This is a genomic window from Verrucomicrobiia bacterium (assembly GCA_023953615.1).
Taxonomy (GTDB): domain Bacteria; phylum Verrucomicrobiota; class Verrucomicrobiia; order Limisphaerales; family JADLHS01; genus JADLHS01.
Map to the genome: position 1 here is coordinate 1 of JAMLJH010000001.1, position 26,547 is coordinate 26,547.

Genomic DNA, 26,547 nt, shown 5'->3' on the forward strand with positions numbered 1-26,547 from the left:
ATGCCACGGCTACAACTTTAATTAAACCGCTGTAGTTGACTACAGCGCGCTTAAACGTCACTTAATCGGAGGTTAGCCGTTGACGCGATCAACCGGCTGACTAGGCTTAAAGCAATGTGAATTCTTTTTATATTAAAAATCACAATGCGAATTGACACCCTCAAAACCTTTTGCGACGTGGTGCGCCTCCACAGTTTCTCTCGTGCCGCCGACGCCAATGACGTCATGCAGGCCACGGCCAGCCTGAGCATCCAACGGCTGGAAAAGCATCTCGGGGTAACGCTCATTGATCGTTCACGGCGCCCGTGGGTGCTGACGCAGGAAGGCCGCCTGTTTTACGACGGGTGCCGAAAATTATTGGACGCTTACTTCGCACTGGAACGCGAAGTCAGCAGCAAACCCTTGAGCGCCGAATCGGTGGTGCGCGTGGCGGCGATTTATTCAGTGAATCTGGTGGACATGAGTCGTTGTGTGCGGCGGTTCAGCGAATTGCAACCGCAGGCGCGAATCGAGTTGGAATACCTGCATCCCAGTCGCGTTTGTGAACGCGTGCTCAACGATGAAGTGGACCTCGGAATTGTTTCCTTTCCACGAGGGTATCGTGGCTTGTCCATCATTCCGTGGCGCAATGAACCAATGGTGGTGGCCTGCCCGCCGCAACATCGCCTGGCTCGGGAAAAGCGGCTTTCAGTCAACCATCTGGCCGGTGAAGCTTTCGTAGGATTCGATGCCAATTTGCTGGTCCGAAAAAAGATTGATAGTTTTTTGCGGTTGCACGATGTCGCCGTGAAGGTGGTGTTGACCTTCGACAATGTTGAAGCGGTCAAGCGCGCGGTCGAGGCCGGCTCCGGGGTGGCCATTCTGCCGCGACCGACGCTGGAATTTGAGGTGCGCGCGAACACCCTCGTCGCCGTGCCTTTTACCGATCACAATTTCGTGCGGCCGCTGGGCATAGTCCATCGGCGCGGGCGCCAACTCCATCCGCATGCGACGGCCTTTGTCGAGCTGTTGCAAGCTGGCGCGGGCCGCGTGAAACGCTGAGGAGCCACAATCCTTCGTAAGGTTTGTTCGTCAGGCTGGATCTGCAAAAGTGCGGATCAGCAAATGCCAATTTGAGTCCTCGCTCCTTATCTCGTTGGGCAAAAAAATTCGTCTTTTGCAGTTGCTGCCACTCTCGACCATACTGGCGTGTGCTTGATCTTGCGGAATTCGATTACGGGGCGAAACAGAATTTGATCTCGATTCACGGCGCGCGCCAACACAATCTCAAAAACCTTTCGCTCGCGATTCCGCGCGATCAATTTGTGGTCATCACCGGGGTCAGCGGTTCCGGCAAGAGCACGCTGGCATTCGATCTTCTGTTCAACGAGGGACAACGTCGGTTTCTTGATTCGATGAACGTTTATGCGCGGCAGTTCATCGAACAGATGGCGCGCCCGGAAGTGGATTTGATCACCGGCCTGCCACCCACCGTCAGTATCGAGCAACGCACCACACGCGGTGGCGGCAAAAGCACCGTGGCCACCGTCACCGAGATTTATCACTTCATCCGGCTGCTGTTCGCGCGGCTCGGCACGCAGTATTGCCCGGATTGTCAGGTGGCCGTGACCGCGCAAACGCACGACGAACTCACCCGTCATCTGCAATCCGAGCGGCAGCGACGCGGCGAGCTGGTGCTGCTTGCGCCCGTGGTGCGGAATCGCAAGGGTTTTCACAGCGATATCGCGCATTGGGCGGCGGCGCATGGTTATCGCCAAATCCGTGCCGATGGCCAATTCCACCGTTCGGACCAACCCTTTCGCCTGGACCGATTCCGGGAGCACGACGTGGAAATTGTGGTCGGAATGTTGACGGCAAAATCTTCGCCTAAGGGTCGCGCGCCAGAGCAATTGGTGGACGAAACGCTCAAACTTGGTACCGGGACATTGTTCGCACTTGATCGGCGCCAACAACTCACCGTTCATTCCACGGAACGCGCCTGTCCGCGCTGCAACCGCTCGTTCGCGCCCCTCGATCCGAAGAATTTTTCCTACAACTCCTCGCAAGGCTGGTGTCCGCGTTGTCGCGGTTTTGGCGAGTTGTTCTATCTGCCTGATGTCGAGCGCGGCGCGGATGCCGACGCCATTGAAGAAAGCTGGTGGAGCTGGGCGCAGGAGCGCGAGGTGTGCCCCGAATGTCACGGCTCGCGATTGAATCCGGTGGCGCGCGCGGTGCGATTGCATCAAAAGCCGCCTCTGGTTGGTCGCCCCAAAATTACGCCGACAAAGGAAATTGCCCCGACGATTGACGATTTTTCTTCGTTTGATGTGGCGGCGGCACTGGCGTTCGTTCGTCGTTTGAAATTCACCGGACGCGCCGCCGAGATCGCGCGCAACATTTTGCCCGAGATTCGCGAACGCCTGCATTTCCTTAACGAAGTCGGACTGGGCTATCTGCAATTGGGTCGGGCCGTGCCGACGCTTTCCGGCGGCGAAGCCCAGCGCATTCGTCTGGCCGCGCAACTGGGTTCAAATCTCAGCGGAGTCCTTTACGTATTGGACGAGCCGACCATTGGTCTGCACGCCCGCGATAACGAACAACTCCTGGATGTGCTTCAAAAATTGCGCGCGCGTGGCAACTCGGTCGTGGTCGTGGAGCACGATGAAGCCACCATGCGCCGGGCGGATTGCGTGATTGATCTCGGGCCGGGCGCGGGCGAACACGGCGGCGCGGTCGTGGCCGTCGGCACGCTACAAGAGCTACGGCGACATCCGCAATCCGTCACGGGCCAGTGTTTGCGAGAGACGCGAAACTTTCCCGCTCGCGGACAGCGCCGTCCGCTATTCAATTCCCACCACCGCCGCTTGACCGGCAAGCTCACTTTGCGGAGCGCGGCCATCAACAATTTGAAACAGCTCACCGTCAATTTTCCGCTGGGCCGTTTTGTGGTGGTCAGCGGGGTCAGCGGTTCAGGCAAAAGCACGTTGATTCGCGAGTGTCTGTTGCCTGCGCTCGAAACGGCACTGAAGAAGCCCAGCGCCCGAACGACGGGACATTCGCCAAATCGCGCCATCGGTCGCTTGAGCGGCTATGAAAACTTGAAGGCGGTTTACGAAGTGGATCAATCCCCGATCGGACGCACTCCGCGTTCGATTCCCGCAACTTACGTGGGGTTCTTCGATGAAATTCGACAGTTATTCGCGCTGGTGCCGGAAGCCCGGATGCGTGGCTACACCGCGAGCCGGTTTTCCTTCAACAGCGCGCAGGGTCGTTGTCCCGAATGTCAGGGTGCGGGTCAGATCAAACTGGAGATGAACTTCCTGCCGCCCGCATTCGTGCGCTGCGAAACTTGCAACGGCTCGCGTTTCAATCCGGAAACGCTGGACATCCGCTACGGCGGGAAAACCATCGCGGAAGTGCTGGACCTGTCCGTCGAGGCCGGCATCGCGCATTTCGCCGGTGTGCCCAAAATCAGACGCGCCCTCGAAGCGCTGCGCGACACGGGCCTGGATTACCTCAAACTTGGGCAACAAAGTCCGACGCTGAGCGGTGGCGAGGCGCAACGCGTGAAGTTGGTGACGCACTTGTTGAGCGGATTGAAACCGCAGCTCGATTTGCCAGCGCGCGCACAATCGAAAGCCACCAAACACAACCTTTTCATTCTCGAAGAACCGACCATTGGCCTGCACATGGCCGACGTGAAACGGCTCGTGGAAGTGTTGCAACGGCTCGTGGACGCCGGGCATACGGTCATCGTCATTGAACACAATCTCGATCTGATCGCCGAAGCGGACTGGGTCATTGATCTCGGCCCGGAAGGCGGCGCGGACGGCGGACGCATTGTCTGCGAGGGAACGCCGGAACAAGTGGCACGGAACCAAGCTTCACATACCGGTCGGTTCCTGCGCAAACTGCTCCCACCATGATTGCCTCGGGCGGCCAAGAAATTCTGAACGGAAAAACTACGTTCCAACCAGTCTGAATGTCATCCACTGCTTTCACCCGCTTGCGAGCATCGTCCGTTGCGCGGAGGCTGCGGAATCCATGCGGATTGATTTTGCTGAGTTGCGTTCTGTTCGCCAGCGCGTGTCACTCGGTCCGCCCCACTCCCCCGCCACTGGAGTGGGTTCAGGTAATCACGAGCCAACGCGAATTCGCCTTTGCGGAAAGCAAAAGAAAATTCATTCCGTGGGGGTTCAATTACGATCACGACCATAAAATGCGTTTGCTGGAGGATTATTGGGAAAGTGAGTGGGAGACGGTCGCTGCGGATTTTCATGAGATGAAGCAACTCGGCGCCAACGTGGTGCGCATCCATCTCCAATTGGCCCGGTTCATGAACGGCCCTGAGGAAGCGAACCCAACTTCATTGCAACAACTCACCCGCCTGCTCCAGCTCGCGGAGCGCACCGGGTTGTACCTGGACCTCACGGGTCTGGCCAGTTACCGCAAATCGGATGCGCCCAAGTGGTACGACGCCATGGACGAATCCGAACGCTGGCGGACGCAGGCGAAATTCTGGGAATTCATCGCCGCCACCAGCGCCAACAGTCCGGCCATCTTTTGCTACGACCTCATGAACGAACCGTTCGTGCCCACGGAACCGCGCGCTCCCGGCGACTGGCTTACGGGGCATCTGGGCGGATTTTATTATGTGCAGGCCCTCACGCTCACTCCCGCGGGGCGAACTCCGCCACAAATTGCCCAGGCGTGGGCGGCGCAAATGGCGCGCGCCATTCGACAGCACGATCAGCGACATCTAATCACGCTCGGCATGTTGCCGAACAGCGGCCGCGCGTTGGTGGAAGCGGTGGCGCCGCACCTCGATTTCATTTCCGTTCACGAATACCCTCGGAGTGGCCAAGTGGAGGAAAGCTTGGGCCGGTTGAAAAAGTTCGATGTGGGCAAACCGCTGCTGATCGAAGAGCTGTTTCCCTTGACCTGCACCGCGCCGGAACTCCGTGAATTCATCGAGCGTTCCTCCCCGCCCGCGTCCGGGTGGATTGGTTTTTATTGGGGGCAAACCCCGGAGGAGTTGGAGCAAATCGAAGGCATTCCCGCCGCCCTTACGCGCGCCTGGTTGCAGTTATTCGAGACCGCCAATCCAAATCAGAATCACTGAGGCACGGTTGGTTCGGACAGAGCCGCAACGCCCCCATCAAAGCCCCCGGCTTTACTTTGCCTGCCGCGCCCCACTTCCGTCCAGTCTGCAAACGCTGGCTGAAATTAAGATCGCCCGTCCGACCGGCGTTTCCACAATCGAGCGACCTGCAGCACGGTGACTAGAAACAGGGAAAAGGCTGTGACCGCTGTGCCCAAAAAAATTCCCCAAATCATTCCCACGGCCATCGCGTAGCGAGTCAGGTTTGCCGTTTCCGCCGGCGAGAACAGTTCACGCACGAAATCAGGAGAAATGAGCGCCACCATCGCGGCAAATAATCCACCCAACACCGCGGAAAACAGCGCTCCCAGCACCACATAGAAGAAATATCGTAAAAACATCATAAGCCAACTACATCTCGCCGGTCGAATAGAGCCAGTCTCGTACCGGGTACCGATTAAACCGGACTGCAGACGCACCCCGTTCCGAATTTTACAAGTAAAGCGACTGCTTCAGATCGCGAACCAGAATGCTCAGAAACGGATAGCGTTTGGCTGGATCAAGTTCCAGACACTTGAGAATGATTTTTTCCAGACCAATCGGCAGATCGGGATTCAACTGACGCGGGAGCAAAAAATTGGTGCGGTCGATTTGCGCCAGCAAAATCTCGGTTGAGGTCTCGCCGGAAAAAGGTTTCTGATTGGTCAACAATTCGTACGCCGTGACGCCAAAAGCAAAGACGTCTACGCGCCGATCAATCGCTTGTCCCGACAATTGTTCCGGGGCCATGTAAGTTGGCGTGCCGGGGTTTTTACCGATCTTCAACGGTTTGTCGCCAATCGGTTGCGCCAGATCAAAATCCACCAAGCGCACGGCGGCATTGGGCGAAACGATCACGTTTTCCGGCTTGAAATCGAGATGTAAAAATCCGCTCTCGTGGACATGTTCCAGCGCCTCGGCCATGTCTATGAGAATTTGCGCCACGTTATCGAGCAGCACCTGATCGTGGCGCGCGTAAAGCACCTTCAGACTCGCGCCTTCGACGTATTCCATCAGGCAGTAAAGCAATCCGTCAATTTTACCGTGCTCGTAATAGCCGATGATCCCGGGATGCCCCTGACAGGTTTCCAAGGCATCGCAACCATGCAAAAACCGTTTTTTGGCCGTGGAATCTCCGCGCAATTCGGGCAGCAATCGCCGGACGGCAAATTGCTTCCCGGCCGGATCGCTCGACAACCAGATTTCCGCCATGCCGCCGGTGGCGATCAATTCATGCAGGGTGAACTTCCCGAACGGCCCGGGCGTGGCGGAACTAACCTGATGGGATTTGTTAAACAAACCGAACACGCAAGTGATTTAGCAGGAAACCCGCTCGCTCGCCACTTTGTTTTATTGGCCGGCGATACCGGCAAACCGCATCGGCAAACCATCGGCCGGCCCATGCAGTTTAGGCTTGGTCTGAGGCGCGGCGATTTTTAAGGTGACGCATGACCCGACATTCCGCCTTGAAATCCTTCAGCGAAGCGGGTCTGGCTTGGTTTTATCCGCGTGTCTGTCAGCTCTGCGCGAATGAAATGGCCTCGCCGCAGGACGGCTTTGTCGGCGCGAACTGTCGGAAGCACCTGCAATTCATCGAACCGCCCTTTTGCGGGCGGTGCGGATTGCCCTTCCCGGGAGACATTTCAGGGACGTTCGAGTGCGCCAATTGTCGCGACATGGAATTGCACTTCTCCACCGCGCGCTCCGTGATTGCCGCGAAAGGAATCGCGCTGGACGTCATCCATCGCTTCAAATACCAGCGCGCACTTTGGTTCGAGCCGTTTTTGATGGATTTGCTCATTCAAGCGGCGGGGCCGATTCTGCAAACGCCACCCTGGGACTGCGTGGTTCCCGTGCCGTTACACCCGCTCAAACAGCGCGAGCGGGAGTTTAATCAAGCCGAACGACTGGCGCGGCCGCTGGCCCAGGCGTTGGGAATTCCGCTGCGAATGGATTTACTGCGACGCATTGTCCCAACGCGAACGCAAACTTTGCTATCAAGAAAGCAACGCGCCGAGAATGTGCGCTGGGCCTTTGCGGCGCGGAATAACGCTAAATTGAATGGCGAGAGGATTATCCTCGTGGACGACGTTTTGACCACCGGGGCGACCACCAGTGCCTGCGCCCGGGTGTTGCGGAAAATCGGCGCGGGCGAAGTTTGCGTCTGGACAGTTGCGCGCGGACTTTGAATAATAAATTGGCTGTTAAGATGAGTCGTAGCTTTGAAACCGAGCCTGCCCATTCAGGCGACTTGCTGGCCATGCCAGCCGCAATCCCTTTTTGACCATGTCCACCACCACTTTCACCAAAGCCGGGCCGGACGTTTCCCCGGTTGAACCCGCACTCACCCCGCCGCCTGAACCACAGGTCGGCACGTCCACCTTCGTCAAAAAGAAACTTAAAATCGCCACCGGTAAAACCAAAAAGAAGGAATTTCCAGCGGGGTTGTGGACGAAATGCCCGAAGTGTGAGGAAATGCTCTTTGACAAGGAGCTGGATGAAAATCTGAAGGTTTGCATGAAATGCGGCCACCATTTTCCAATCGGGGCGCGTGAACGCATTCATTCGCTTGTGGAAACGTGCTCCTTTGAGGAAACGAACGCCACCATGACCAGCGTGGATGTGTTGGGCTTCACCGGCGCGTCCTCCTACAAAGACAAGCTGGCGGCCAGTTGGAAGAAAACGAACCTCAAAGACGCCGTCATCACCGGAATCGGACAGATCGGCACGCAGCGGGTCGCGTTGGGCGTGATGGATTTCAGCTTCATTGGCGGCAGCATGGGCTCGGTGGTTGGGGAAAAACTAACGCGCCTGATTGAAACCGGAACGGAAAAAGAAATCCCGATCATAATCATTTCCACCAGTGGCGGCGCGCGCATGTACGAGGGCATGTTCAGTCTGATGCAGATGGCCAAAACCTGCGGGGCGCTGGCTTATCACGCACGGGCCAAATTGCCCTTCATCAGCGTCCTGACCCATCCCACCATGGCTGGAGTGATGGCCAGTTTCGCGACGGTGGGCGATTTGATTCTTGCCGAACCCGAAGCGATGATCGGCTTTGCCGGAGCGCGCGTAATCAAGGACACCACCCAGGCGGAATTGCCGCCGGATTTTCAAACCTCGGAATTCCTGCTCAAACACGGATTGATTGACGCCATCATCTCCCGCAATGAAATGAAGGAACGCCTGATCGAATACATGGCTTTCCTCATGACCGGTCGCAAAGCGACAGCGACTGGAGCTGCGGCTTAACCTCCCGTTTCCTGACCAATCACTTCACCCTGAACGTCAGACTGTCGCCTTTGGCGCTGACGTGGATTTTTTCGCCGGGCTTGAATTCTCCCGCCAACAGCTTGCTTGCCAGCGGATCGAGCAGATGGGTTTGAATCGCGCGTTTCAGCGGACGCGCGCCAAATTGCGGATCGTAACCTTCGCTGGCCAATAGCTTCTTGGCCGCAGCATCCACGTCGAGCGTGAGACTCTGCTGCGCAAGACGCGCTTCCAACCGCCCTAGCTGGATGTCCACAATGCGCGCCAACTCACCTTCGTCGAGACTCTGGAAAATGATCACGTCGTCCACGCGATTCAGAAATTCCGGTCGAAAATGCCGTTTCAATTCCGCCATCACCTTGTCCTCCATGGCCGTCCGCGCGCCGATGGTGGTATGCCCGTCCATGAAGTATTCCTGAATGATGGGCGAGCCGAGATTGCTGGTCATGATGACAATGGTGTTCTTGAAATCCACAGTCCTCCCCTGCCCGTCCGTGAGCCGGCCATCATCAAGCACCTGCAACAACACGTTAAACACATCATGGTGCGCCTTCTCGATTTCATCGAACAGCACCACCGAATACGGACGCCGCCGGACCGCTTCGCTGAGTTGCCCGCCTTCCTCGTAACCAACGTAACCTGGCGGCGCGCCAACCAGCCGCGCCACGGTGTGCTTCTCCATGTATTCGCTCATGTCAATGCGGATCATGGCGTTCTCATCGTCGAACAGAAATTCCGCCAGCGCGCGGGCGGTTTCCGTTTTACCCACACCAGTAGGGCCGAGGAAAATGAACGAGCCGATGGGGCGATTCGGGTCCTGCAAACCGCTGCGCGAGCGGCGCACGGCATTGGCAACCGCCACCACGGCTGGTTTCTGACCAATGACGCGCTGCTGCAACCGGGCCTCCATCTGGAGCAATTTCTCGCGTTCGCCTTCGAGCATTCGGGACACGGGAATATGTGTCCATGACGCCACGACGCGCGCAATGTCCTCATCGGTGACTTCCTGCCGCAACAGCCGCAGTGGCGACGAGGCGTCGCGCCTGGTGGAGGTGACGCCATCGTCACCTCGGGATGAAGTTCCACCGACGGAAGCCAACTCGCGGCTACTGCCGCTCTCCGGCGACGAGGCGTCGCGCTTGGTGGAGGTGACGCCATCGTCACCCCGGGACGAAGTCCCACCGACAGAAGCCAACTCACTGTTACTGCTGCTCTCCGGCGACGAGGCGTCGCCGCCACGTTCCAGCGTTGCAGCCACGGCCGCCAGTTTCTTCTCCAGCGCAGGAATTTTGCCGTATTGAATCTCAGCGGACTTGCTCAAGTCTCCCCCGCGTTGCGCTTTCTCCAATTCAATTTTCGCCTGCTCCAACTGCTGCTGCACGATGCTGACCGCGTTGACCGCAGTCTTTTCGTTCTGCCATTGCGCCGTGAGCGCTTTGGATTTCTCTTTCAGATTGGCAAGTTCCTGTTCCAGCAATTTGAGGCGCTCCTTACTGGCGGCATCTTTTTCCTTGGCCAACGACGTGCGCTCGATCTCCAATTGCAAAACCTGCCGGTCCAGTTGATCCAACTCAGTGGGTTTGGAATCCAGCTCCATTTTGATGCGCGAGGCCGCCTCATCCACGAGATCAATCGCTTTATCCGGCAGAAACCGGTCCGCGATGTAGCGATGCGATAACGTCGCCGCCGCCACCAGCGCCGCGTCTTGAATCCGCACACCGTGATGCACTTCGTAACGCTCCTTAAGACCGCGCAAAATGGCAATGGTTGCCTCGACCGTTGGCTCGGTCACCATCACCGGTTGAAAGCGGCGCTCCAAGGCCGGGTCTTTCTCAATGTGCTTGCGGTACTCATCCAGCGTGGTGGCCCCCACGCAACGCAGTTCGCCGCGCGCCAATTGCGGTTTCATGATGTTGGCCGCATCCGTCGCGCCTTCCGCCGCACCGGCGCCGACGAGCGTATGCAACTCGTCAATGAACAGAATGATTTTGCCTTCGCTGGCGGCAATCTCCTTGAGGAACGCCTTCAACCGATCCTCGAATTCGCCCCGATATTTCGCACCGGCAATCATCGCGCCGAGGTCCATTGCCACCAGTCGTTTGTTCTTGAGCGATTCCGGCACGTCACCGCTCACGATGCGCCGCGCCAATCCTTCCGCGATGGCGGTTTTGCCGACACCCGGTTCGCCGATGAGCACCGGATTATTCTTGGTGCGCCGCGTCAACACCTGCATCACACGCCGGATTTCCTCGTCGCGCCCGATTACTGGATCAATTTTGCCCTGCCGGGCCAGCGCGGTAAGATCGCGCCCGTATTTTTCGAGCGCCTGAAATTTGCCCTCGGGGGCTTGATCGGTGACGCGCTGATTACCGCGCAACTCTGCCAGCGCTTTAAGTACCACCTCGCGTTTAAGCCCGTGGGTTTTGAAAATCTGCTGCAATGCCGAACCACCAGCGTCGAGGATGCCCAGCAACAGATGTTCGGTGCTGAGGTAATCGTCTTTGAGTTTGCCGGCTTCCGCCTGCGCGGCGTCCAAGGCTTTCTTCAATTCGCTGCTGAGATAAATATCCGCACTGCTCGTACCCTGCACCTTATGGCGACGTCCCAGCTCCTGCTCCACCTCCGATTGCAACGCGCTGGGCGGCACGCCGATCTTTTCCAACAGCCCCGGCACGAGGCTTTCGCCCTGCCCAATCAACGCCAGCAACAAATGCTCGCAATCCACCCCCTGATGCGAGTAGCCGTGAGCGATCCGTTGCGCTTCAGCCAGCGCTTCCTGGGACTTAATGGTCAACTTGTCCAATTGCATAGTTCATCAATGTGCTAAACAACTTCGCCGCGTCAAGTTTCCCCCGGCGACACCGCAAAACCTGCCTGAAAACGCGGGATGAACTCTGGATTTTCATTCAGTCCGGCGCGGAAGCGCTCACTCGCGGCGCAAAGAAATTCTGTTGAACCCAGACCTTCTGCGCTACGCTGAATGTGTTGCCCAAATGGCTTCGGCAAAATTTCGCGAGCATGGAGAAAACTTTACTGTGAAACACATGGGTTTAATTGGTGGGCTGAGTCCGGAATCCACCGTCCACTACTATCAGATCATCTGCCGCGAACATAACCGTCGCTGCGGCGGATTGAATTTTCCCCGCCTCACCATCGAAAGTCTGAACCTCGCCGAGTTGGTGCGTTTATTTGAAGTCAATGATTGGGAGGGCGTAGCGACCATTCTGCTAGCCGCCCTGCACCGCTTGAAAAACGCCGGAGCGGAATTTGCCGCCATCCTGGCCAACACTCCGCACAACGCCTACGAGCGCATCCAAACCGCGACACCGCTCAAAATCGTCACCATCATGGAAGCCACGGCGGTGGCCCTGAAACGGGCCGCCCACAAAAACGTCGCCTTGTTGGGCACCAAAGCCACCATGGAATTTGGCTTCTTCCAAAAATACTTTGCGACCGAAAACATTCAAACCGTCGTGCCTGACGCCGCGCAACGCCAGGAACTGGATCGCATTATCTGGGACGAACTTGCGCATGGTCAGCTCCGTCCCGAATCGCGGCAGGCGGCGTGCCGGATGCTCGCGACTTTGCAGGAACGCGGAGCGGAAGCGGTTGTGCTTGGTTGCACGGAGCTGTCGCTGTTGATTCAACCGGCAGACACGCAACTGCCTCTTTTCGACACCACAAAAATTCACGCGGAAGCGATTCTGGAATTTGCCAATTCCTCCGACGAACCACCAATCACTCCGACCACTCGGATCAACGCCGCCCGATCATGAGTTCACCGCAACGATCTTCCGAATCCGACCGTCCCGCCCAAGCGCCGATGCCGTCTCAATCCGAAGGCAGCGAAGACGAAATACTGGAGGCCTCAAGCCCCACGTGTTATCTGGGTGAATTCGAAAATCTTCTAAAACCACCGCCCAACATCCAAATCAAAAGCATCCACGAAGCTCCCGCTCCCTCTGACGGCACACGAGTTTTTGTCGAATGTGCCAAGCCTACGAAAGCGGAGCCCGTTCGCGACTCGACCGCTGATTGGCATCAACAACTCGCTCCCAGCGCTGGCTTGCGGGAGTGGTTCCTGGCCGATCCGCCAACGCGTTGGATTGAATTTCGCGAGCGCTATTGGAACGAACTCAACGGTCGGCAGGAAGCACTGTCACCATGCTATGCCGCCCTTCAGAACGGCGCGCTGGCATTGATTCATGACGGTTGCGACGCGCGCCATAATCCAGCCCTGGTGTTACGCGAATACCTGTTGGCCCACCTGCCTTGACACACGCACAGCGCAGCCCGAATTTTTGTTTCCATTTCACCTCGGCGGCTAATCCCGACTCCACGAACGACTGACTTGCAACTCAAAGCGACTAGGAACTGGCGCTGGTATAGCGGCGCACGGACCGACGCCAGATCCATTCCGAGGCCAGGGCGCATAAAATCGCCATGCCCACCAGCAGCCAGATGGAGGTGGGGGTCAGGCGATCGGTCAAGAGGCGCACGGGCACGTTGGAGACGAGCAACACAGGCAGCACAAAGGTGAATACGGAACGAAACACGCCGCCGCGTGGAAACGCTTCGTCGGGCATTCGGGCGATGTTGAACAGGTTGTAGTAGCCGTGGACAATCCCCTGGGCGCGCACGGTCCAGAAGCTGATCGCGGCGAGCGAGAACATCAGGCAGTAATGGATGCAAATCCCCAGCACGCAAAGTCCCAGAAAAATCAGCAAGCGCGACAGGGTCAGCGTCAGCCCGAGTTTTCCTCCGGCGTAAAGCATCACGATCACGGCAAAGGAGGCATTGACCAATCCGCCCAGATCGAGTTGCCGCAGGGAGAGCAGGAAGCGCGTGTTGACGGGCAGCATCAGCAGAAAGTCCAGTTTGCCGCTGCGCACCAGTTCGGAGAGGTTGAGGCAATTCACGAGGAAAAGGGTCTGGTAAAGTTGCTGGATGAAATGGCTCGCGCCGATCAATAGCACCACCTGCCATTTGGTCCAGGTGCCGATGGCTTCCGTGTGCAGGTAAAGCACGGAGATGAATCCAATCTGCATGGCAAACCAGGCAATCTCGACCACGATCCAGAGCAGGAAGTTGCCCTTGAACATCATTTCGCGGGTGACGGAATTTTTCAGCAGCGCCCGGTAAATCGCCAGGTAACGGCGGCCGCGTTGCAATCCATTGGTTGAAGGGGTCGTCATGTCAGCCTCCTGCCGCCGCGTATTTTTTGATGCCGCACCGCCACGCAAAGCGCGCCAACAGGTAGGCGACGAAAACCCAGGCGGCTTGCATCAACAAGCCGATGGCAAGTTCGCGCCCGGAGATTTTTTCCAGATAAATGGCCACGGGCAAATACAGTTGATAGGGAAACGGAGTGAAGTTCATCAAGAAAAAGCGGAGTGAGTCCGGCAAAATATCGAGCGGGAACATGTGGCCGCTGGCGATGTATTCCAGCGCGTACAGAATGAACACGAAGGTGGAGATTTCGAGCAACCAAAACGCCAGCATGGCCAGCGTGTAGGAGAGGAAAAATTGCAGCAGGGCGGTCAAGACCACCGAGAGCAAGAATAACAGCAACACGCCAAAACTGGACGGCAGCAGGAAGTATTGGTGCAACAGCAAAATCACGGCGGTGATGGGTAGCGCGGCCACGGTCAGATAAACCGCGCGCCCAGCCAGAAACACGCAAAACCGGAACCACAGGTAGTCAATGGGCTTGAGCAAAAACTGGCTGATGTTGCCGTCCTTGATGTCAGCGGCGATCTGCCAATCGTCATCATTCACGGCGGTCAAAACATCCACCACGGTCACGATCAAATAATAGGTGGTCATTTGCGCCAGCGTGAAGGTGGCCACGGCGGCGCCCGCCTCTTTGCCGGCGTAAATGGTCCGCCACAACAACAGCAACGCGGTGAGCGGAATGAAATCGAACAGCGTGCGCGCGAGAAAATTAAATCGGTACGTCAGATGGTTCTGCACCCCGATTCCAATGACCTGCCAGTATTTCCTCATGCGCTACCAAGGCAAAATTATCAGGCGCCCGGCGCGGCTCCCAGCCGTTTGTGCGACGCCCTTTGCCGACGAAATTTCACGGCGAACGGGCGGCGGAGAAACCCGCGAAACGCGCGCGGTCGCGCAAATCGCGGTCAATGCGAATCAACTCGTTCCACTTCACCAGGCGTTCGCTGCGAGTGAAAGAACCGACCTTGATCTGGCCGGCGTTGGTGGCAACCGCAAGGTGCGAGATAAAGGCGTCCTCGGTTTCACCCGAGCGGGCGGACACGATGGGCTGCCAGCCGGCCTGCTGCGTCAGGTGAATGGCGTCCAGCGTTTCCGTCACCGTGCCGATTTGATTGAGTTTGATCAGCACCGCGTTGGCGACCTTTTGCTCGATACCCTGTTGAATCCGCGCGACCTGGGTGGTGAACAGGTCATCTCCCACCAACTGTACGCGCGCGCCAAGGGATGACGCGATCTGCCGCCAACCCGCCCAATCGGTGTCCGCCAGCGGATCTTCAATCGAAACAATTGGATAACGGGCGCACCAATCCTCCATCAGTTGAATGAACTCAGCCGAAGTAAATTCCCGGCGTTCGAGGCGAAACTGATATTTCTGCGTGGCCGCATCGAACAGATCACTGGCGGCGATATCAAGCGCGATGGCCGCCTCGCGACCGGGAGTGTAACCGGCGCGTTGCATGGCCTCGACGATGACGGCGAGCGGCGCTTCGTTGGTGGCAAACTCCGGCCAAAAGCCGCCCTCGTCCGCCACGCCAAAATACTGGCCGCGTTGTTTCAGCAAATCACCGACGGCGTGATACACGTTGTGGGTGATTTCCAGCGTCTCGGCAAAATCGCGCGCGCCGACGGCGATCAACAAGTAATCCTGCACGTCCGTCCGCCAGTTCGCGTGCGCACCACCGCCGATGATTTGGATTTCCGACACCGGCAGCAACGTCCCCTTTCCCGCTCCCAAGCTGACATGCAACGCTCCACCGCGTGCGTGCGCGGCGGCCCGAGCCACGGCCATGGAAACCGGCAGCACGGCGTTCGCGCCGAGCCGACGCTTGTTCGGCGTGCCGTCCAGATGGATCAACAGTTCGTCAATGGCGCGTTGCTCGAAAACATTCCGTCCGCGCAAGGCCGCGGCGATTTCGTTTTCGATGTGCGCGATGGCTTTGAAAACGGATTTGCCTCGGAAGCGGCGCGGGTCCTGATCGCGTAATTCCAACGCCTCGAACTGTCCCGTGGAAGCCCCCGACGGCGCCAGGCCGCGCCCCAAGATTCCATTGGCCAGACGCACCTCCGCCTCGACCGTGGGCACGCCGCGTGAGTCGTAAATTTGCCAGGCCGTGACAGATGCAATTTTCATGTTTTAGCGGTCAGCGGCGGAAGGATTTTCAGCAAATCAAACCACAGCTCCGACAGAGCGTTCACGGTTGGGAGCTGCGCCGCCAGCGCCGACGGCACAAAGTTACGGATGAACGCCACGCGCGTCGAATCCAGATATTCCACCGGCGACTTGCCGTCCACACGCGCCAGCAGCAGCAGCGTCAGCAAACGCGTGACCGTAATTTCCAGGTCGCGGCTGGTTGACGACCGTTCGGCGCGGTACGTCCGCCAAAACATTTGAATCATTTCTGCGATTCCCGGATCACGCGGCGCGTGATAAAGCGCCTTGAGGAACAGATGATTCAGCAGAAACGCCACGTCGAAGGCGGCGTCTCCGTACCAGGCCACTTCCGCATCCAACAGCACCATGCGTGCGCCGCAAACCAGAAGGTTCTTCGGACTGAAATCGCCATGCACCAGACATTCTTTGACGGCAGCGAGGCGGGTCGCTTCGGCTTCGTAAAATTCTCGCAAATCCGGATGACGTTCGCCCGTCGTCAGCAGGTACGGGGCAAGGCGAAGCTGGTGGAAATTTTCGAGCGTGTCAAAACGCCGCCGCAACTCGGGACGATTGGCGGTCTCGCGGTGAATCGTTCCCAAAATGCGCCCGGCGATCTGGGCGGATTGAATTTCGCCGGCACCGCGCAGCAACAGTTGTTTCCAGTTGGCAAAGTCATCACCCAGATATGCCATGCCGAAGTAGCCGGCGGACGGATTGGCAAAGCGCAACTGCGGCACGGCATCCGGCAAGAACTGCGACACGCATTGGAAGTAATTCCATTCGCTGACGTTGCGGCGCGGGTCGGCAAACCAATCGTCCCGGACTTTGAGTTTGGGCAACGCCCGCTTCACCACGAAGCGCTCGGCGCCGTCCACGACCAGGTAAATCTCACTCGAGACGCCACCACGCAACGGAAGCAGTTGCGCCTGCGGATCGCGCAACCAACCGTCGCGGCGCAACCATTCCTTAAACTCATCAGCGTCAGCCATGTGCCGGGTGTAAACCTACGCGCCCGCCCCGGGCCAAAGCAGTAAAAAAGACGCCACGAACGCGGACGATTGAAGTGGAGCAAACTCAAGCCAAAGCCGCATGCACGGCCGTGACCAGCGCCTTGACCCGGACTTCCAGTGGAAAATCGGACGGCGCTTCGAGCGTGTACGACAGCCGGGTTTTGTGTTGGATCAGCCAGAACGATTCGGGCCAGAGCGTACGGGTGTGCGGGTCCAGCTCGGGGCGGATGATGCCCCCGCGAGCGGCCCGGCCTTCGATCAATTCCGAGTGATCAATCGGGCAGACCGAACGAACTGCGGCGACCATGGTTTCCGCGAGCGAGGGCTGTTGGTCGGGATTCAATTCGTAAACGTAAAAGCCCAGCGATTCCCAGTCTTCGTGCAGGCACAGGCACAGGTCAAACTGCGGTTGGCGCTGGAGCCAGGCCAGATGCGCCCGCACTTCCGGTGAGCGGACATCGCGATAATCGCGGTTCAGATCAAGGCCCTCGGGACTCTCCCGACGGTTCAGTAAAGCGCCGCGCGGATTTAACGAGGGCAGAAGGGTAATCGCGGTGTTCTGCGGCCAGCAGTTTTCCTGAAGCAAGCGCAGCGCGGCGAGCGGCCCCGCCGGTTCATCTCCATGAATGCCGGTGCTGAGATAAATGCGCCGTTGCGCCGCACCAATATTTTTTTGCAACGCGATCCATTTGAGTCCCTCGGCAACGTGAAAGGTTTCCACCGACCAGTCGCAGGACGCCGCTGCGGTTTCCACTTTGTTGAGAACCTCCCGAATGTTGATGCGTTCCCCGAAGTACCCGCCGACATTTTTGCCCAGCCGTTGTATCACCTTAAGAATTTTTTAGCACGATTTTGTGAAGCGTCAAAGCTCGCATCTGGCGCGCGAATAAAAAAGCGGCTTCCATTTACGAAATCGCATTTTCCACCATCACGCACGAGCGGAACGACAGCCTGACGCAACTCCGCCGGGCTTGCCAATAGACGCGTTATTTGGCCGCGAGTTCAGCGAGCGCCTCCGTTTTTGCAACCGGTTCGGCAGCGTCCGCCTCCTGCTCCTGATTATCGAAACCGCTGTGATCCCAGTCCGGGTCCAGCCCCAAATCCTTGAGCATTTGCAAGTCGCGCTCGACCGTCTGATTGAGGGTCGTGAGATAGTTGCCGACCAACAGCGCGCTGGCGCCCGCCATGAAGACCAGGCTCTGCGCGTCGCGCAAATTCACGCCGCGTCCCCCGGCAATCATGATTTCCTGCCGCGGCATGATCAGGCGAAAACACGCGATGGTTTTGAGAATTTCCATTACCGGCAAACGCGGTTTGCGCTCGAACGGCGTTCCGGCGATTGGATTCAGAATGTTGATGGGCGTGATATGCGCGCCGACCGCCTTCAACTCGAAAGCGAGATCGCAACGGTCTTCGCGGGTTTCGCCCATGCCGATGATGCCGCCCGAACAAATCTTGATTCCGGCCTGCTTCAAATGTTTCAGCGTTTTCAGCCGATCCTCATAGGTGTGCGTGGTGCAGGTGTTGGCGAAATAACGCCGCGAGGTTTCCAAGTTGTGGTTGTAACATTCCAATCCCGCCGCCTTCAAGCGATCCGCCACGCGCTGTTCCTCGATCAACCCCAACGACGCGTCCGGTCGCGTTTTGCCGCCAGCCTTCATTTCCTCGATCCGCTCGCACACTTCATCAAGCAACGGACCTTCTTTCAAGCCGCGCCAGGCGGCGACCAGCCCCACGGCGGTGACGCCATTTTGATTCGCCTCTTCGGCCGCGTTCGCGATGGGTTCGGGCTCAATAAACCCGTACTTGGGCGAGCCGGTCTGGTAATGGGATGATTGCGAGCAGAAACTACAGTTTTCAGAACAGGATCCGGCCTTCGCGTTCACGATGGAGCACAGGTGGATTTTATTACCCTTGTTTTTGATGCGCACACGGTTCGCCCACGCCATCAACTCAAAGATGTCCGCTGACGCTTCGAGGTTGAATAGAAACAGGGCTTCGTCGCGCGTGATGGTGCCGCCCGCCAACACTCGCGCTCCCAACGCGCCGATTTGAGAGTAATGCGTCCCGTCAAGTAATTCCGCAGTCATGCTTGACAAGATAACGGAAGCGAGTTTTCAGGCAAGCATGCAGATAATGACGCGGCGCCATCCCGCCGCAGCTCACTCCAGCGGCGTTCGGCGATGCGACCTACTCCCCCTCGGTCAAGCGCTCCGGCTCGGACGGATCGGATGGGCCACGCTCCGATCAGCGATCATGGGCAGCACAATGTCAAAATGCTGCTCGTGAAAACGCAGCACAATCTGCATGTCTATGATCTTGTGCGCCGAACAAAACTCGATGGCCTGCGTGGAACTGAGAAAATCCATCGCGTCGGCGGCACTCGAAGTGGTGAACCCCACCTCTTTGAGATAGAGTCCCGATTCCTTGTGTTGAAGCAGAACTTTCATCAATGCGGTATTAGCGTATTCCAAGTTCGCCTCCCAACACGGCATCCCGCCACTACCCGTAGTGGCAGACTTGGTTGGCTTCGCAACTAATTGTGCAAAACCGCTCTGAAAGCGCAACAACTATTTCTGAAAATTTTCGCCCTGCCTCGCGGACGGGTTAACTGACAAATTCCAGCTCCTGCCGATGCGGAATAAGTCGTTGCTCGAAGGCCCGTCCCAAGAAACGGCGGATGGATTCCCGGCCTTTTTCGCCGTAGTCCAAAGTCCAATGGTTCACGTACATCCCGACAAATTGGTCCGCCAGGTCGCGGCCCATATCCCGGGCATATTGCAAAGCGTGCTGCACCGCGGCGGGGCGATGGTCCAAACTGAACTGGATGCTGCGCGTCAGCAGATCGGAAATTTCCTTTCGGGCGACCGGTTCGAACCGCTTGTGAATCACGTTCCCGCCCAGCGGCAACGGCAGCCCATCATTTTCCCGCCCCCACCACTGGCCCATATCCTCGCAAACCACCAACCCTTCATTTTGATATGTCAATTGACCTTCGTGAATGATCAGCCCGACCTCCGCCCGTCCTTCCCGCACGGCTTGGAAAATCTGATCGAACGGCACGACTTCGTAGTGCAACTCGCTACCGGGGCAGTTCAACCAGAGTTGCAGCGCCAGAAACGCGCTGGTCATGGTGCCGGGGACGGCGATTTTTTTACGCCGGATTTCCTCCCGCGAAAATTTCTGCTTCGCCACCAGCATCGGCCCATAGCCATCGCCCATGCTCGCGCCGCTGGGCAAGAGGGCGTATTTATCCGACACGTAAGCGTAGGCGTGGATGCTGATTGCGGAAATGTCGAGTTCTCCACGCGTGGCGCGTTCATTCAAGGTTTGGATGTCCTGGAGAATATGCTCGAAGCGATATCCGGGCGTGGCGATGAGTTCCCGCGCCAGTCCGTAAAACATGAAAGCGTCGTCCGGATCAGGCGAGTGTCCTAATGTTAGCAATTTTGCCTGCATCGCTCCATCTTTCAGACATAAAAAAGGTCTGTCGAACAAATTCGCCGGGCAAGCGAAGTGCTGACCTTTGCAGCAGTGAACGGTTCATCCACAGGTTACGCGGGGGAATCACCGTCGCCGCATCGTAGTTGGCGACGTTTTTTCAAAACCGCCCCGCGCCCCAACTCCAACCCGGTCCCGGCCAAAACTTCCGAGCCGTCGGCATCGCGACGTCGCGCTGGCAGTGCCGGTGCCGCGCCGATCGAGAATCCCGCTCCGTCTCATACGGAAGCGGTGTTTGCCGGTTTACGCCGACGACTGGGTACCACGGTTTTTCTCGCCACCGTTCCGGTGGTGCTGTTGATGTATTTCCTGCACCTCGAACAATGGGTCGGTTTTCTCATTGGCATGTTGGCGCTGGCCGCCGCGTGGTACGGCGGCGAACGCTTTGTCATGCGGCAGTTGCGCACGTTGCTGCAAGCCGCCGAGAAACTCGCGCAGGGCGATCTGACCAGCCGCACCTGTGTCAAGGATGGCAAGAGTGAGCTGGGGCAACTTGCCCGAACTTTTGATACGATGGCGGAGTCGCTCCAGGAACGAGCGCATGAAAATGAAGCTTCCGAAAAGCAACTGCTGAATCGCGCACAGCAACAAGCCGTGATTGCGGCGATTGGCCAGTTCGCCATGCTCAATCAGGATTTCAACGCGCTCCTGAACCAGGCCTTGCAACTCGTCGCGGAAACTTTGGAGGTGGAATTGGCGCACATCGTCGAGTTGCAACCCGAAACGGAATCTCTCGTACCTCGCGCGACGCTGGGCTGGCGCACGGGGGGAAATCGTCTCGGCTCCGCGGCGATTGAAGCGCACGGATTGTCACTGGGAGCGTATGTGTTGCGCCGCGGCGAACCGGTCATCATCGCCGACATGAAACAGGAACGCCGCTTTGTTGCGCCGAACCTGTTGCTTGATCACGCCGTGGCGAGCGGCGTCTGCCTGGTCATCGCCACCCGTCAACAACCCTACGGCATTCTCGGCGTTTATACGGCGACCTTGCGCGCGTTCACCGGTGACGAAATTCAATTTCTCCTCGCCGCCGCCAACTCCCTCGGCATGGCGGCGGAACGGCGCCGCACGGAAGTTGAATTGCAGAAGCTCGCCGCGTTTGCGCAGCTTAATCCCAATCCCGCCATGGAATTGACCACGGCCGGTATGGTGACTTACTTCAACGATTCCGCGATGCAGCTCGCGCTGTCCGTGGAATTAAATCATCCGCGCGAATTACTGCCGAACAAAGTTGGCGAGATTCTCCGGCGCTGTTTGGAGGAGAACGTCAGCCGGACGGATTATCAATCGAAGATCGGTGGACGGACTCTTTCCTGGTCGTTTCACCCGGTGGCGCCGAGCCGGGTTGTTCATTGTTACGTGGAAGACATCACGGCCCATCTCAATCTGGAAAGCCAATTGCGCCAGTCACAAAAAATGGAGTCCATCGGACAACTGGCCGCCGGCGTGGCGCATGACTTCAACAACATGCTGACGATTATCCAAGGCCATGCGGGCATTTTGATGACGCGCCCCAACATGCCCGCGCCCTCGCTGGATTCGGCTCAAGCGGTGTTCTTCGCCGCAGAACGGGCGGCCAGCTTGACGCGCCAACTGTTGATGTTCAGCCGCAAAAACATCATGCAACCGGAAAATCTGGATTTGCGTGATCAGGTGTCCAACCTCAGCCGAATGGTGCAGCGGCTATTGGGCGAATTAATCACGCTGCAATTTACGCCACCGGCGGATTTGCCTCTGGTGAAGGGCGACGCGGGAATGATTGAGCAAGTGCTGATGAACCTTTGCGTCAACGCGCGGGACGCCATGGAACGCGGCGGAGTGCTGAGTATCGAACTGGGCGTCGAGGAGATTGGGCCGGACTACGTTCACGCGCATCCGGAAGCCCACGCCGGGCGCCACGTCTTCATGCGCCTCACCGATACCGGCTGCGGTATGGACAGCTACACGGTCACGCGCATTTTTGAACCGTTCTTCACCACCAAGGAAGTTGGCAAGGGAACGGGACTGGGGCTGGCCACCGTTTACGGAATTGTCAAACAACACGGCGGCTGGGTGGAGGTTTCAAGTCAGCCCAACTGCGGCACCACCTTCAAAGTGTATCTGCCCGCCACCAACGAAACGGTCAAGACTTCGGCGGAAAACATCACTCCCAATACTCCGATCCGGGGCGGTGAAGAAACCATTCTGGTCGTGGAAGACGAGCCGGTGTTGCAAGAGATGGCGCAATTGATCCTGGAGGAATACGGCTACAAAGTGCTCCTCGCCAACAACGGTCAGGAAGCCCTGCAACTATGGCAGCGACACAAACCCGGAATTGATTTGCTCTTCACCGACATGGTCATGCCGGGCGGTTTGACGGGCACCGAGCTGTCCGGCCATTTGATCGCGCAACACCCGCAACTCCGGGTCATCTTCGCAAGCGGTTACACCGCCAATGACATCAATACGGATTTTCTGACCCGTAACAATAGCGCGCGCTTTTTGCAGAAGCCCTACACCCGCACCAGCCTGACGCGGGCGGTGCGCGAGGCGCTCGACGGTGCGCCCGGCATCTCTTCCCGCCGACCAGAATCCGCCACGGTCACCGCGTAAGTTCAGCTGGGATGGCGACGCAACCACGCCACGATTTCTGCCGCCGCTCCAGCACTATCCACCGCCAGCATCGCACCCTGGCGCGGCTTGATCTCGACCTGACCTTTGGCCAGCGATTTCTCACCGATGGCGATGCGAAGGGGAAAACCAACCAGATCCGCGTCCTTGAACTTTACGCCCGGACGTTCGTCACGATTGTCCAAGATCACCTCAATCCCCTGAGCGGTTAATTCCTGATACAATTTTTCCGCGCGTTGCATCACCGGACTCTCCGCCGCGACACTCAACGGCGTGATGCAAACCTGATACGGGGCCACCGCGAGCGGCCAGATGATACCGTCCTTATCGTTGCATTGCTCGATGATGGCTTGCAACGTGCGCGTCACGCCAATGCCATAGCAACCCATGACGCAGGGCCGCCGCGCCCCCGCTTCATCCAGATAATTGGCTTCCAGCTTTTCACTGTATTTCGTGCCCAGTTTGAAAACGTGCCCGACTTCAATCGCGCGCCGGATCTTCAGCGGCTTCGCGCATTTGCCGCACGGTTCACCGGCGGCAACCGTGCGCAAATCGAACCAATCGGAAACGCGGATATCGCGCTCCATTGAAACCCGACGCAAATGGAATCCGTCCTCGTTCGCCCCCGTCGTCATGTCATTCGCACCGCGCAAACGCTCATCGGCCAACACCCGCACCGCCGCCGGCACCCGCGCGACCGCGCCCAGCGAACCCGGTTTCGCGCCCAGCACGGCCACACATTCCTCCGGCGTGGCGGGACGAAAGGCCAACGCACCCGTGCGCGCGCTGAACTTGGTTTCGTTCAGTTGATCATCGCCCCGGATCAAAATCAAAACCGGCTGGTTATCGGCGATATACACCAGCGTTTTAATCTGCCGATTGGCGGGAACTCGATAAGGCTCGCGCGATAACGCTTCAATCGTAACTACGCCGGGCGTCGCAAATTTTTCCGGCAGTTCCCCCGGCTCGCGAGCGGCCGTGCGCGGAATGCCACTCGTCGCTTTCTCGATATTGGCCGCATAACCGCAGGCGTCGCAAAACACCACCTCGTTTTCGCCCGTGTCCGCCGGCACCATGAACTCGTGCGAATGGCTGCCTCCAATGACCCCCGAATCGGCTTCCACGGGAAAATTCTGCACGCCACAGCGATTGAAAATGCGTTGGTAGGCGTCATACATTTTTTGATAGCTTGCCGTGGCGGCGGCATCGGTGACGTCGAAGGAGTAAGCGTCTTTCATGATGAACTCCTTGGCGCGCATCAACCCGAATCGCGGCCGGATTTCATCCCGAAACTTGGTGCTGATCTGATAGAAATTCTTGGGCAACTGCCGGTAGGAATTGATTTCATGCGCCGCCAACGTGGTGATGACCTCCTCGGCGGTCGGGCTTAGAAACCACTCGCGCTTCGCGCCATCTTGAACTTTGAACAACACCCCCTGGGCCGTCCCGGCGCGACCGGTGCGTTCCCAAATTTCCCGGGGTTGCAAGGCCGGCATCAACACCTCAATCGCCCCGGCGCGATCCATCTCCTCGCGAATGATTTGCTCCACCTTCCGCAGCGCCCGCAATCCCAACGGTAAAAAAGTATAAACCCCGCCGGCCAGCTTCCGGATCAGACCGGCGCGCAGCAGTAGTTGGTGTGAGAGGATTTCCGCATCCGACGGAGCTTCGCGCAGGGTCGGAATCAACGTTTCAGTCCACTTCATGCGGCGCGCAGCTTAAACCAAAGCCCGACGCAGAACGAAGTCTTTTCGGAGCAAACGGCTACTTGACCAGATTCACCAAGGGCGACAAACCGGCAATCCGGACTTCCAGGCGATCGCCAGATTGGATCGGACCGATCCCGGCCGGCGTGCCGGTCAGGATGACGTCGCCCGGCAGCAACGTCATTTGTGCCGAGATAAAGCTCACCAATTCGTAACAGTTGAAAATCATCTGCCGCGTATGGGAGTTTTGTCGCAACTGACCGTTTTGGTAGAGTTGAATGCTCAGCTCCTTGGGATCAATTTTCGTTTCAATATAGGGGCCAAGCGGCGTGAAAGTATCGAACGATTTGGCGCGACACCACTGACTCTCCGCGCCTTGGATCGTGCGATCCGTCAAGTCTTGAGCGGCGGTAAAGCCCAAAATATAACGCGGTGCGGACGCCACCGGTACCGCCCGAATTTTTCGCCCTATGATGATGGCCAGCTCCGCCTCAAAATCCGTTCGATGTGCGGGGTGTGGAAGTTCGATTTTCCCCCCATCAGGAAGCAACGAAGTCGGCGCTTTCAACCAAATCAAAGGTTCTTTGGGCAACGGCTGCTTTAGCTCCCGAGCGTGATCCGCGTAATTCAATCCTACCGCAATGATTTTGGAAGGGGTGACCGGCACGAGCGTACGAATGCCCTTTCGAGGGAGCGGTTTTCGGTCGAACGTCGGAGCGCCGAAGACATCGCCATGCAAACGGAAAAGTTCGCCGTCCACCATTTTGGCATAAAAAATCTCGTTGCCTTTCTGAAATCGCCCAATGGCTGCCATAGGTATGAGCGAAACCCTAGCAAACCGATGCGCCCGTTCGCAAGCGTAAAGCAGCGGCAGCCGCAGTTTCGCCTGGCTCTACCGCCGATGTTGGTTGCGCCCGACAAACGCAAAATCTGTTGAGGCTTCTCGCCGGTCTTGCCATCCGGGGTTAAAACTGACATATAAACCGCATCAAAGATTTTCGCGCTACACCGAGGTTTCCGTAGCCGAAGGCAACACATACGCGATGAATACCAAACTCATTACCGCCAGTTACCGGGTATGGAGTCCGGAAATGGTCTGCTACGGGCCAATCGAATTGACCACTTTGTTCGAGTGGGTGCGCGAACGGCGCGTTAGCCCCGAACATTGGATTTTCTCCGAACGCCGCAACACCTGGGTCAAGGCGGCGCAAATGGATGAGCTTAAGCCGTTGTTCGATTCTTCACGCCGCCGACCCGGACATCTGCTCGACGTGCGGCAGGCGGGGGTGAATGCGGATGCGTTGTTGCGCATTAAAGTCTTTTCCGGACTGAACGAAGACCAGTTGCAGGCGTTTATCCGTTACATGGAAATGGTGGTGCTCGAACCGGCGGCGCTGGCCGTGCGCGAAGGCCAGCGTGGCGATGCCATGTTTTTAATTCTTGAAGGTGAAGTTCGCGTTCGCTGGTTGCGCCACGGCAAGGAATCCATTGTCACCACTTTGAGAACGGGGGATTTTTTCGGCGAGATTTCCCTGCTGGATGAAGGGCCGCGCTCGGCGGATGTGATCGCCAACGAACACACGACGTTGTTGAAGATTTCCAAGGCCGCCTTCACCAAACTGCGATCCGAAGCCCCGTCGCTCGCCGAACCGTTCCTACATTCGCTCTCGCAGATCCTCGTGGGCCGATTGCGACAGTTGAACAAGCGTTACGTGGATTCGGTGTTGATGCTGCGCGCGCTTTCGGAACCGACTCGCGTTAAAACAACCCGCCCCGCAGCCAAACGCGCCCGTTAAAATTCCTTCGCACAAAGCAGCGCCATCGCTCGCGGTCTCGACGTGGCTGGCGAACGTCTCGCGAGTACATTCGCGTTATGCCAACGCTATTCAGTTGTACTCGCCTCGCACCTTGGCTGGCTTGTGTTCCAACGAACCAATCCCCCAC

22 protein-coding genes are annotated in these 26,547 nt (G+C 57.8%); 9 read left to right on the forward strand and 13 right to left on the reverse strand.

Annotated features, from left to right (window positions below; translation table 11 throughout):
* The first annotated feature begins 144 nt into the window (after positions 1-144).
* From M9920_00005 to M9920_00015, 3 genes are all read left to right on the forward strand, one after another.
* Positions 145-1,041, forward strand: coding sequence for a LysR family transcriptional regulator (locus tag M9920_00005; protein MCO5050675.1), 897 nt, complete (start codon positions 145-147; stop codon positions 1,039-1,041).
* Positions 1,042-1,190: 149 nt separating this feature from the next.
* Entirely contained in the window at positions 1,191-3,905 is a 2,715-nt protein-coding gene (locus M9920_00010) for an excinuclease ABC subunit A (GenBank protein MCO5050676.1), read from the forward strand.
* A gap of 131 nt (positions 3,906-4,036) precedes the next feature.
* Positions 4,037-5,101 (forward strand): cellulase family glycosylhydrolase, encoded by a 1,065-nt coding sequence (locus tag M9920_00015; GenBank protein ID MCO5050677.1) that lies wholly within the window; start codon positions 4,037-4,039, stop codon positions 5,099-5,101.
* Positions 5,102-5,205: 104 nt separating this feature from the next.
* Here M9920_00015 and M9920_00020 read toward each other — a convergent pair whose 3' ends face one another.
* Together M9920_00020 and M9920_00025 are read right to left on the reverse strand one after the other, a co-directional pair.
* A complete protein-coding gene (locus tag M9920_00020; GenBank protein MCO5050678.1) occupies positions 5,206-5,484 on the reverse strand; it encodes a hypothetical protein in 279 nt (92 codons plus the stop codon).
* Positions 5,485-5,572: 88 nt separating this feature from the next.
* Positions 5,573-6,427: a serine/threonine protein kinase gene (locus M9920_00025; GenBank protein ID MCO5050679.1), complete on the reverse strand. Its 855-nt coding sequence runs from the start codon at positions 6,425-6,427 to the stop codon at positions 5,573-5,575.
* Positions 6,428-6,567: 140 nt separating this feature from the next.
* On the opposite strand from M9920_00025, the gene M9920_00030 reads away from it, so the two are divergent.
* Positions 6,568-7,308, forward strand: a complete 741-nt coding sequence (locus M9920_00030; protein ID MCO5050680.1) for a ComF family protein — start codon at positions 6,568-6,570, stop codon at positions 7,306-7,308.
* Between the two features lie 97 nt (positions 7,309-7,405).
* Entirely contained in the window at positions 7,406-8,371 is a 966-nt protein-coding gene (gene accD, locus M9920_00035; GenBank protein ID MCO5050681.1) for an acetyl-CoA carboxylase, carboxyltransferase subunit beta, read from the forward strand.
* A 19-nt stretch (positions 8,372-8,390) separates the two neighbouring features.
* On the opposite strand, the gene M9920_00040 is transcribed toward accD, so the two are convergent.
* Complete coding sequence (locus tag M9920_00040; GenBank protein ID MCO5050682.1) at positions 8,391-11,198, reverse strand: AAA family ATPase; 2,808 nt, start codon at positions 11,196-11,198, stop codon at positions 8,391-8,393.
* A gap of 235 nt (positions 11,199-11,433) precedes the next feature.
* Here M9920_00040 and M9920_00045 point away from each other — a divergent pair, with 235 nt between their 5' ends.
* Positions 11,434-12,165 carry an amino acid racemase gene (locus M9920_00045; GenBank protein ID MCO5050683.1) on the forward strand — a complete coding sequence of 244 codons (732 nt, stop codon included), beginning with the start codon at positions 11,434-11,436 and terminating at the stop codon, positions 12,163-12,165.
* On the forward strand, positions 12,162-12,665 hold the full coding sequence (locus M9920_00050) for a DUF488 family protein (protein ID MCO5050684.1): 504 nt from the start codon (positions 12,162-12,164) through the stop codon (positions 12,663-12,665). The genes M9920_00045 and M9920_00050 overlap by 4 nt, the downstream gene beginning before the upstream one ends.
* Before the next feature lie 91 nt (positions 12,666-12,756).
* Here M9920_00050 and M9920_00055 read toward each other — a convergent pair whose 3' ends face one another.
* From M9920_00055 to M9920_00090, 8 genes are all read right to left on the reverse strand, one after another.
* A complete protein-coding gene (locus M9920_00055; GenBank protein ID MCO5050685.1) occupies positions 12,757-13,584 on the reverse strand; it encodes an ABC-2 family transporter protein in 828 nt (275 codons plus the stop codon).
* A 1-nt stretch (position 13,585) separates the two neighbouring features.
* Positions 13,586-14,395, reverse strand: a complete 810-nt coding sequence (locus M9920_00060) for an ABC-2 family transporter protein (GenBank protein MCO5050686.1) — start codon at positions 14,393-14,395, stop codon at positions 13,586-13,588.
* A gap of 76 nt (positions 14,396-14,471) precedes the next feature.
* Positions 14,472-15,755 carry a phosphopyruvate hydratase gene (eno, locus tag M9920_00065; protein ID MCO5050687.1) on the reverse strand — a complete coding sequence of 428 codons (1,284 nt, stop codon included), beginning with the start codon at positions 15,753-15,755 and terminating at the stop codon, positions 14,472-14,474.
* Positions 15,752-16,765 (reverse strand): phosphotransferase, encoded by a 1,014-nt coding sequence (locus tag M9920_00070; GenBank protein ID MCO5050688.1) that lies wholly within the window; start codon positions 16,763-16,765, stop codon positions 15,752-15,754. The genes eno and M9920_00070 overlap by 4 nt, the downstream gene beginning before the upstream one ends.
* Before the next feature lie 85 nt (positions 16,766-16,850).
* The gene (locus tag M9920_00075) at positions 16,851-17,615 is read right to left on the reverse strand and encodes a M14 family metallocarboxypeptidase (GenBank protein MCO5050689.1); all 765 of its coding nucleotides are present in this window, start codon (positions 17,613-17,615) and stop codon (positions 16,851-16,853) included.
* Positions 17,616-17,772: 157 nt separating this feature from the next.
* Positions 17,773-18,876, reverse strand: coding sequence for a biotin synthase BioB (gene bioB / locus M9920_00080; GenBank protein ID MCO5050690.1), 1,104 nt, complete (start codon positions 18,874-18,876; stop codon positions 17,773-17,775).
* Positions 18,877-18,990: 114 nt separating this feature from the next.
* Entirely contained in the window at positions 18,991-19,236 is a 246-nt protein-coding gene (locus tag M9920_00085; GenBank protein ID MCO5050691.1) for a hypothetical protein, read from the reverse strand.
* Between the two features lie 157 nt (positions 19,237-19,393).
* Positions 19,394-20,245, reverse strand: coding sequence for an ABC transporter substrate-binding protein (locus M9920_00090; protein MCO5050692.1), 852 nt, complete (start codon positions 20,243-20,245; stop codon positions 19,394-19,396).
* Positions 20,246-20,302: 57 nt separating this feature from the next.
* Here M9920_00090 and M9920_00095 point away from each other — a divergent pair, with 57 nt between their 5' ends.
* On the forward strand, positions 20,303-22,879 hold the full coding sequence (locus tag M9920_00095; GenBank protein ID MCO5050693.1) for a response regulator: 2,577 nt from the start codon (positions 20,303-20,305) through the stop codon (positions 22,877-22,879).
* A 2-nt stretch (positions 22,880-22,881) separates the two neighbouring features.
* On the opposite strand, the gene M9920_00100 is transcribed toward M9920_00095, so the two are convergent.
* Together M9920_00100 and M9920_00105 are read right to left on the reverse strand one after the other, a co-directional pair.
* Positions 22,882-24,603, reverse strand: a complete 1,722-nt coding sequence (locus tag M9920_00100) for a proline--tRNA ligase (GenBank protein ID MCO5050694.1) — start codon at positions 24,601-24,603, stop codon at positions 22,882-22,884.
* A gap of 58 nt (positions 24,604-24,661) precedes the next feature.
* Complete coding sequence (locus tag M9920_00105; protein MCO5050695.1) at positions 24,662-25,417, reverse strand: fumarylacetoacetate hydrolase family protein; 756 nt, start codon at positions 25,415-25,417, stop codon at positions 24,662-24,664.
* A 229-nt stretch (positions 25,418-25,646) separates the two neighbouring features.
* Here M9920_00105 and M9920_00110 point away from each other — a divergent pair, with 229 nt between their 5' ends.
* A complete protein-coding gene (locus M9920_00110) occupies positions 25,647-26,399 on the forward strand; it encodes a cyclic nucleotide-binding domain-containing protein (GenBank protein MCO5050696.1) in 753 nt (250 codons plus the stop codon).
* Positions 26,400-26,547 lie beyond the last annotated feature (148 nt).

Excerpts from the sequence above, each read along its gene's own strand:
- M9920_00005 (MCO5050675.1), top strand. The coding sequence starts at position 145 with ATGCGAATTGACACCCTCAAAACCTTTTGCGACGTGGTGCGCCTCCAC.
- M9920_00020 (MCO5050678.1), bottom strand. The coding sequence starts at position 5,484 with ATGATGTTTTTACGATATTTCTTCTATGTGGTGCTGGGAGCGCTGTTT.
- M9920_00030 (MCO5050680.1), top strand. The coding sequence starts at position 6,568 with ATGACCCGACATTCCGCCTTGAAATCCTTCAGCGAAGCGGGTCTGGCT.
- accD (MCO5050681.1), top strand. The coding sequence starts at position 7,406 with ATGTCCACCACCACTTTCACCAAAGCCGGGCCGGACGTTTCCCCGGTT.
- M9920_00040 (MCO5050682.1), bottom strand. The coding sequence starts at position 11,198 with ATGCAATTGGACAAGTTGACCATTAAGTCCCAGGAAGCGCTGGCTGAA.
- M9920_00045 (MCO5050683.1), top strand. The coding sequence starts at position 11,434 with ATGGGTTTAATTGGTGGGCTGAGTCCGGAATCCACCGTCCACTACTAT.
- M9920_00050 (MCO5050684.1), top strand. The coding sequence starts at position 12,162 with ATGAGTTCACCGCAACGATCTTCCGAATCCGACCGTCCCGCCCAAGCG.
- M9920_00055 (MCO5050685.1), bottom strand. The coding sequence starts at position 13,584 with ATGACGACCCCTTCAACCAATGGATTGCAACGCGGCCGCCGTTACCTG.
- M9920_00060 (MCO5050686.1), bottom strand. The coding sequence starts at position 14,395 with ATGAGGAAATACTGGCAGGTCATTGGAATCGGGGTGCAGAACCATCTG.
- eno (MCO5050687.1), bottom strand. The coding sequence starts at position 15,755 with ATGAAAATTGCATCTGTCACGGCCTGGCAAATTTACGACTCACGCGGC.
- M9920_00070 (MCO5050688.1), bottom strand. The coding sequence starts at position 16,765 with ATGGCTGACGCTGATGAGTTTAAGGAATGGTTGCGCCGCGACGGTTGG.
- bioB (MCO5050690.1), bottom strand. The coding sequence starts at position 18,876 with ATGACTGCGGAATTACTTGACGGGACGCATTACTCTCAAATCGGCGCG.
- M9920_00085 (MCO5050691.1), bottom strand. The coding sequence starts at position 19,236 with ATGAAAGTTCTGCTTCAACACAAGGAATCGGGACTCTATCTCAAAGAG.
- M9920_00090 (MCO5050692.1), bottom strand. The coding sequence starts at position 20,245 with ATGCAGGCAAAATTGCTAACATTAGGACACTCGCCTGATCCGGACGAC.
- M9920_00100 (MCO5050694.1), bottom strand. The coding sequence starts at position 24,603 with ATGAAGTGGACTGAAACGTTGATTCCGACCCTGCGCGAAGCTCCGTCG.
- M9920_00105 (MCO5050695.1), bottom strand. The coding sequence starts at position 25,417 with ATGGCAGCCATTGGGCGATTTCAGAAAGGCAACGAGATTTTTTATGCC.
- M9920_00110 (MCO5050696.1), top strand. The coding sequence starts at position 25,647 with ATGAATACCAAACTCATTACCGCCAGTTACCGGGTATGGAGTCCGGAA.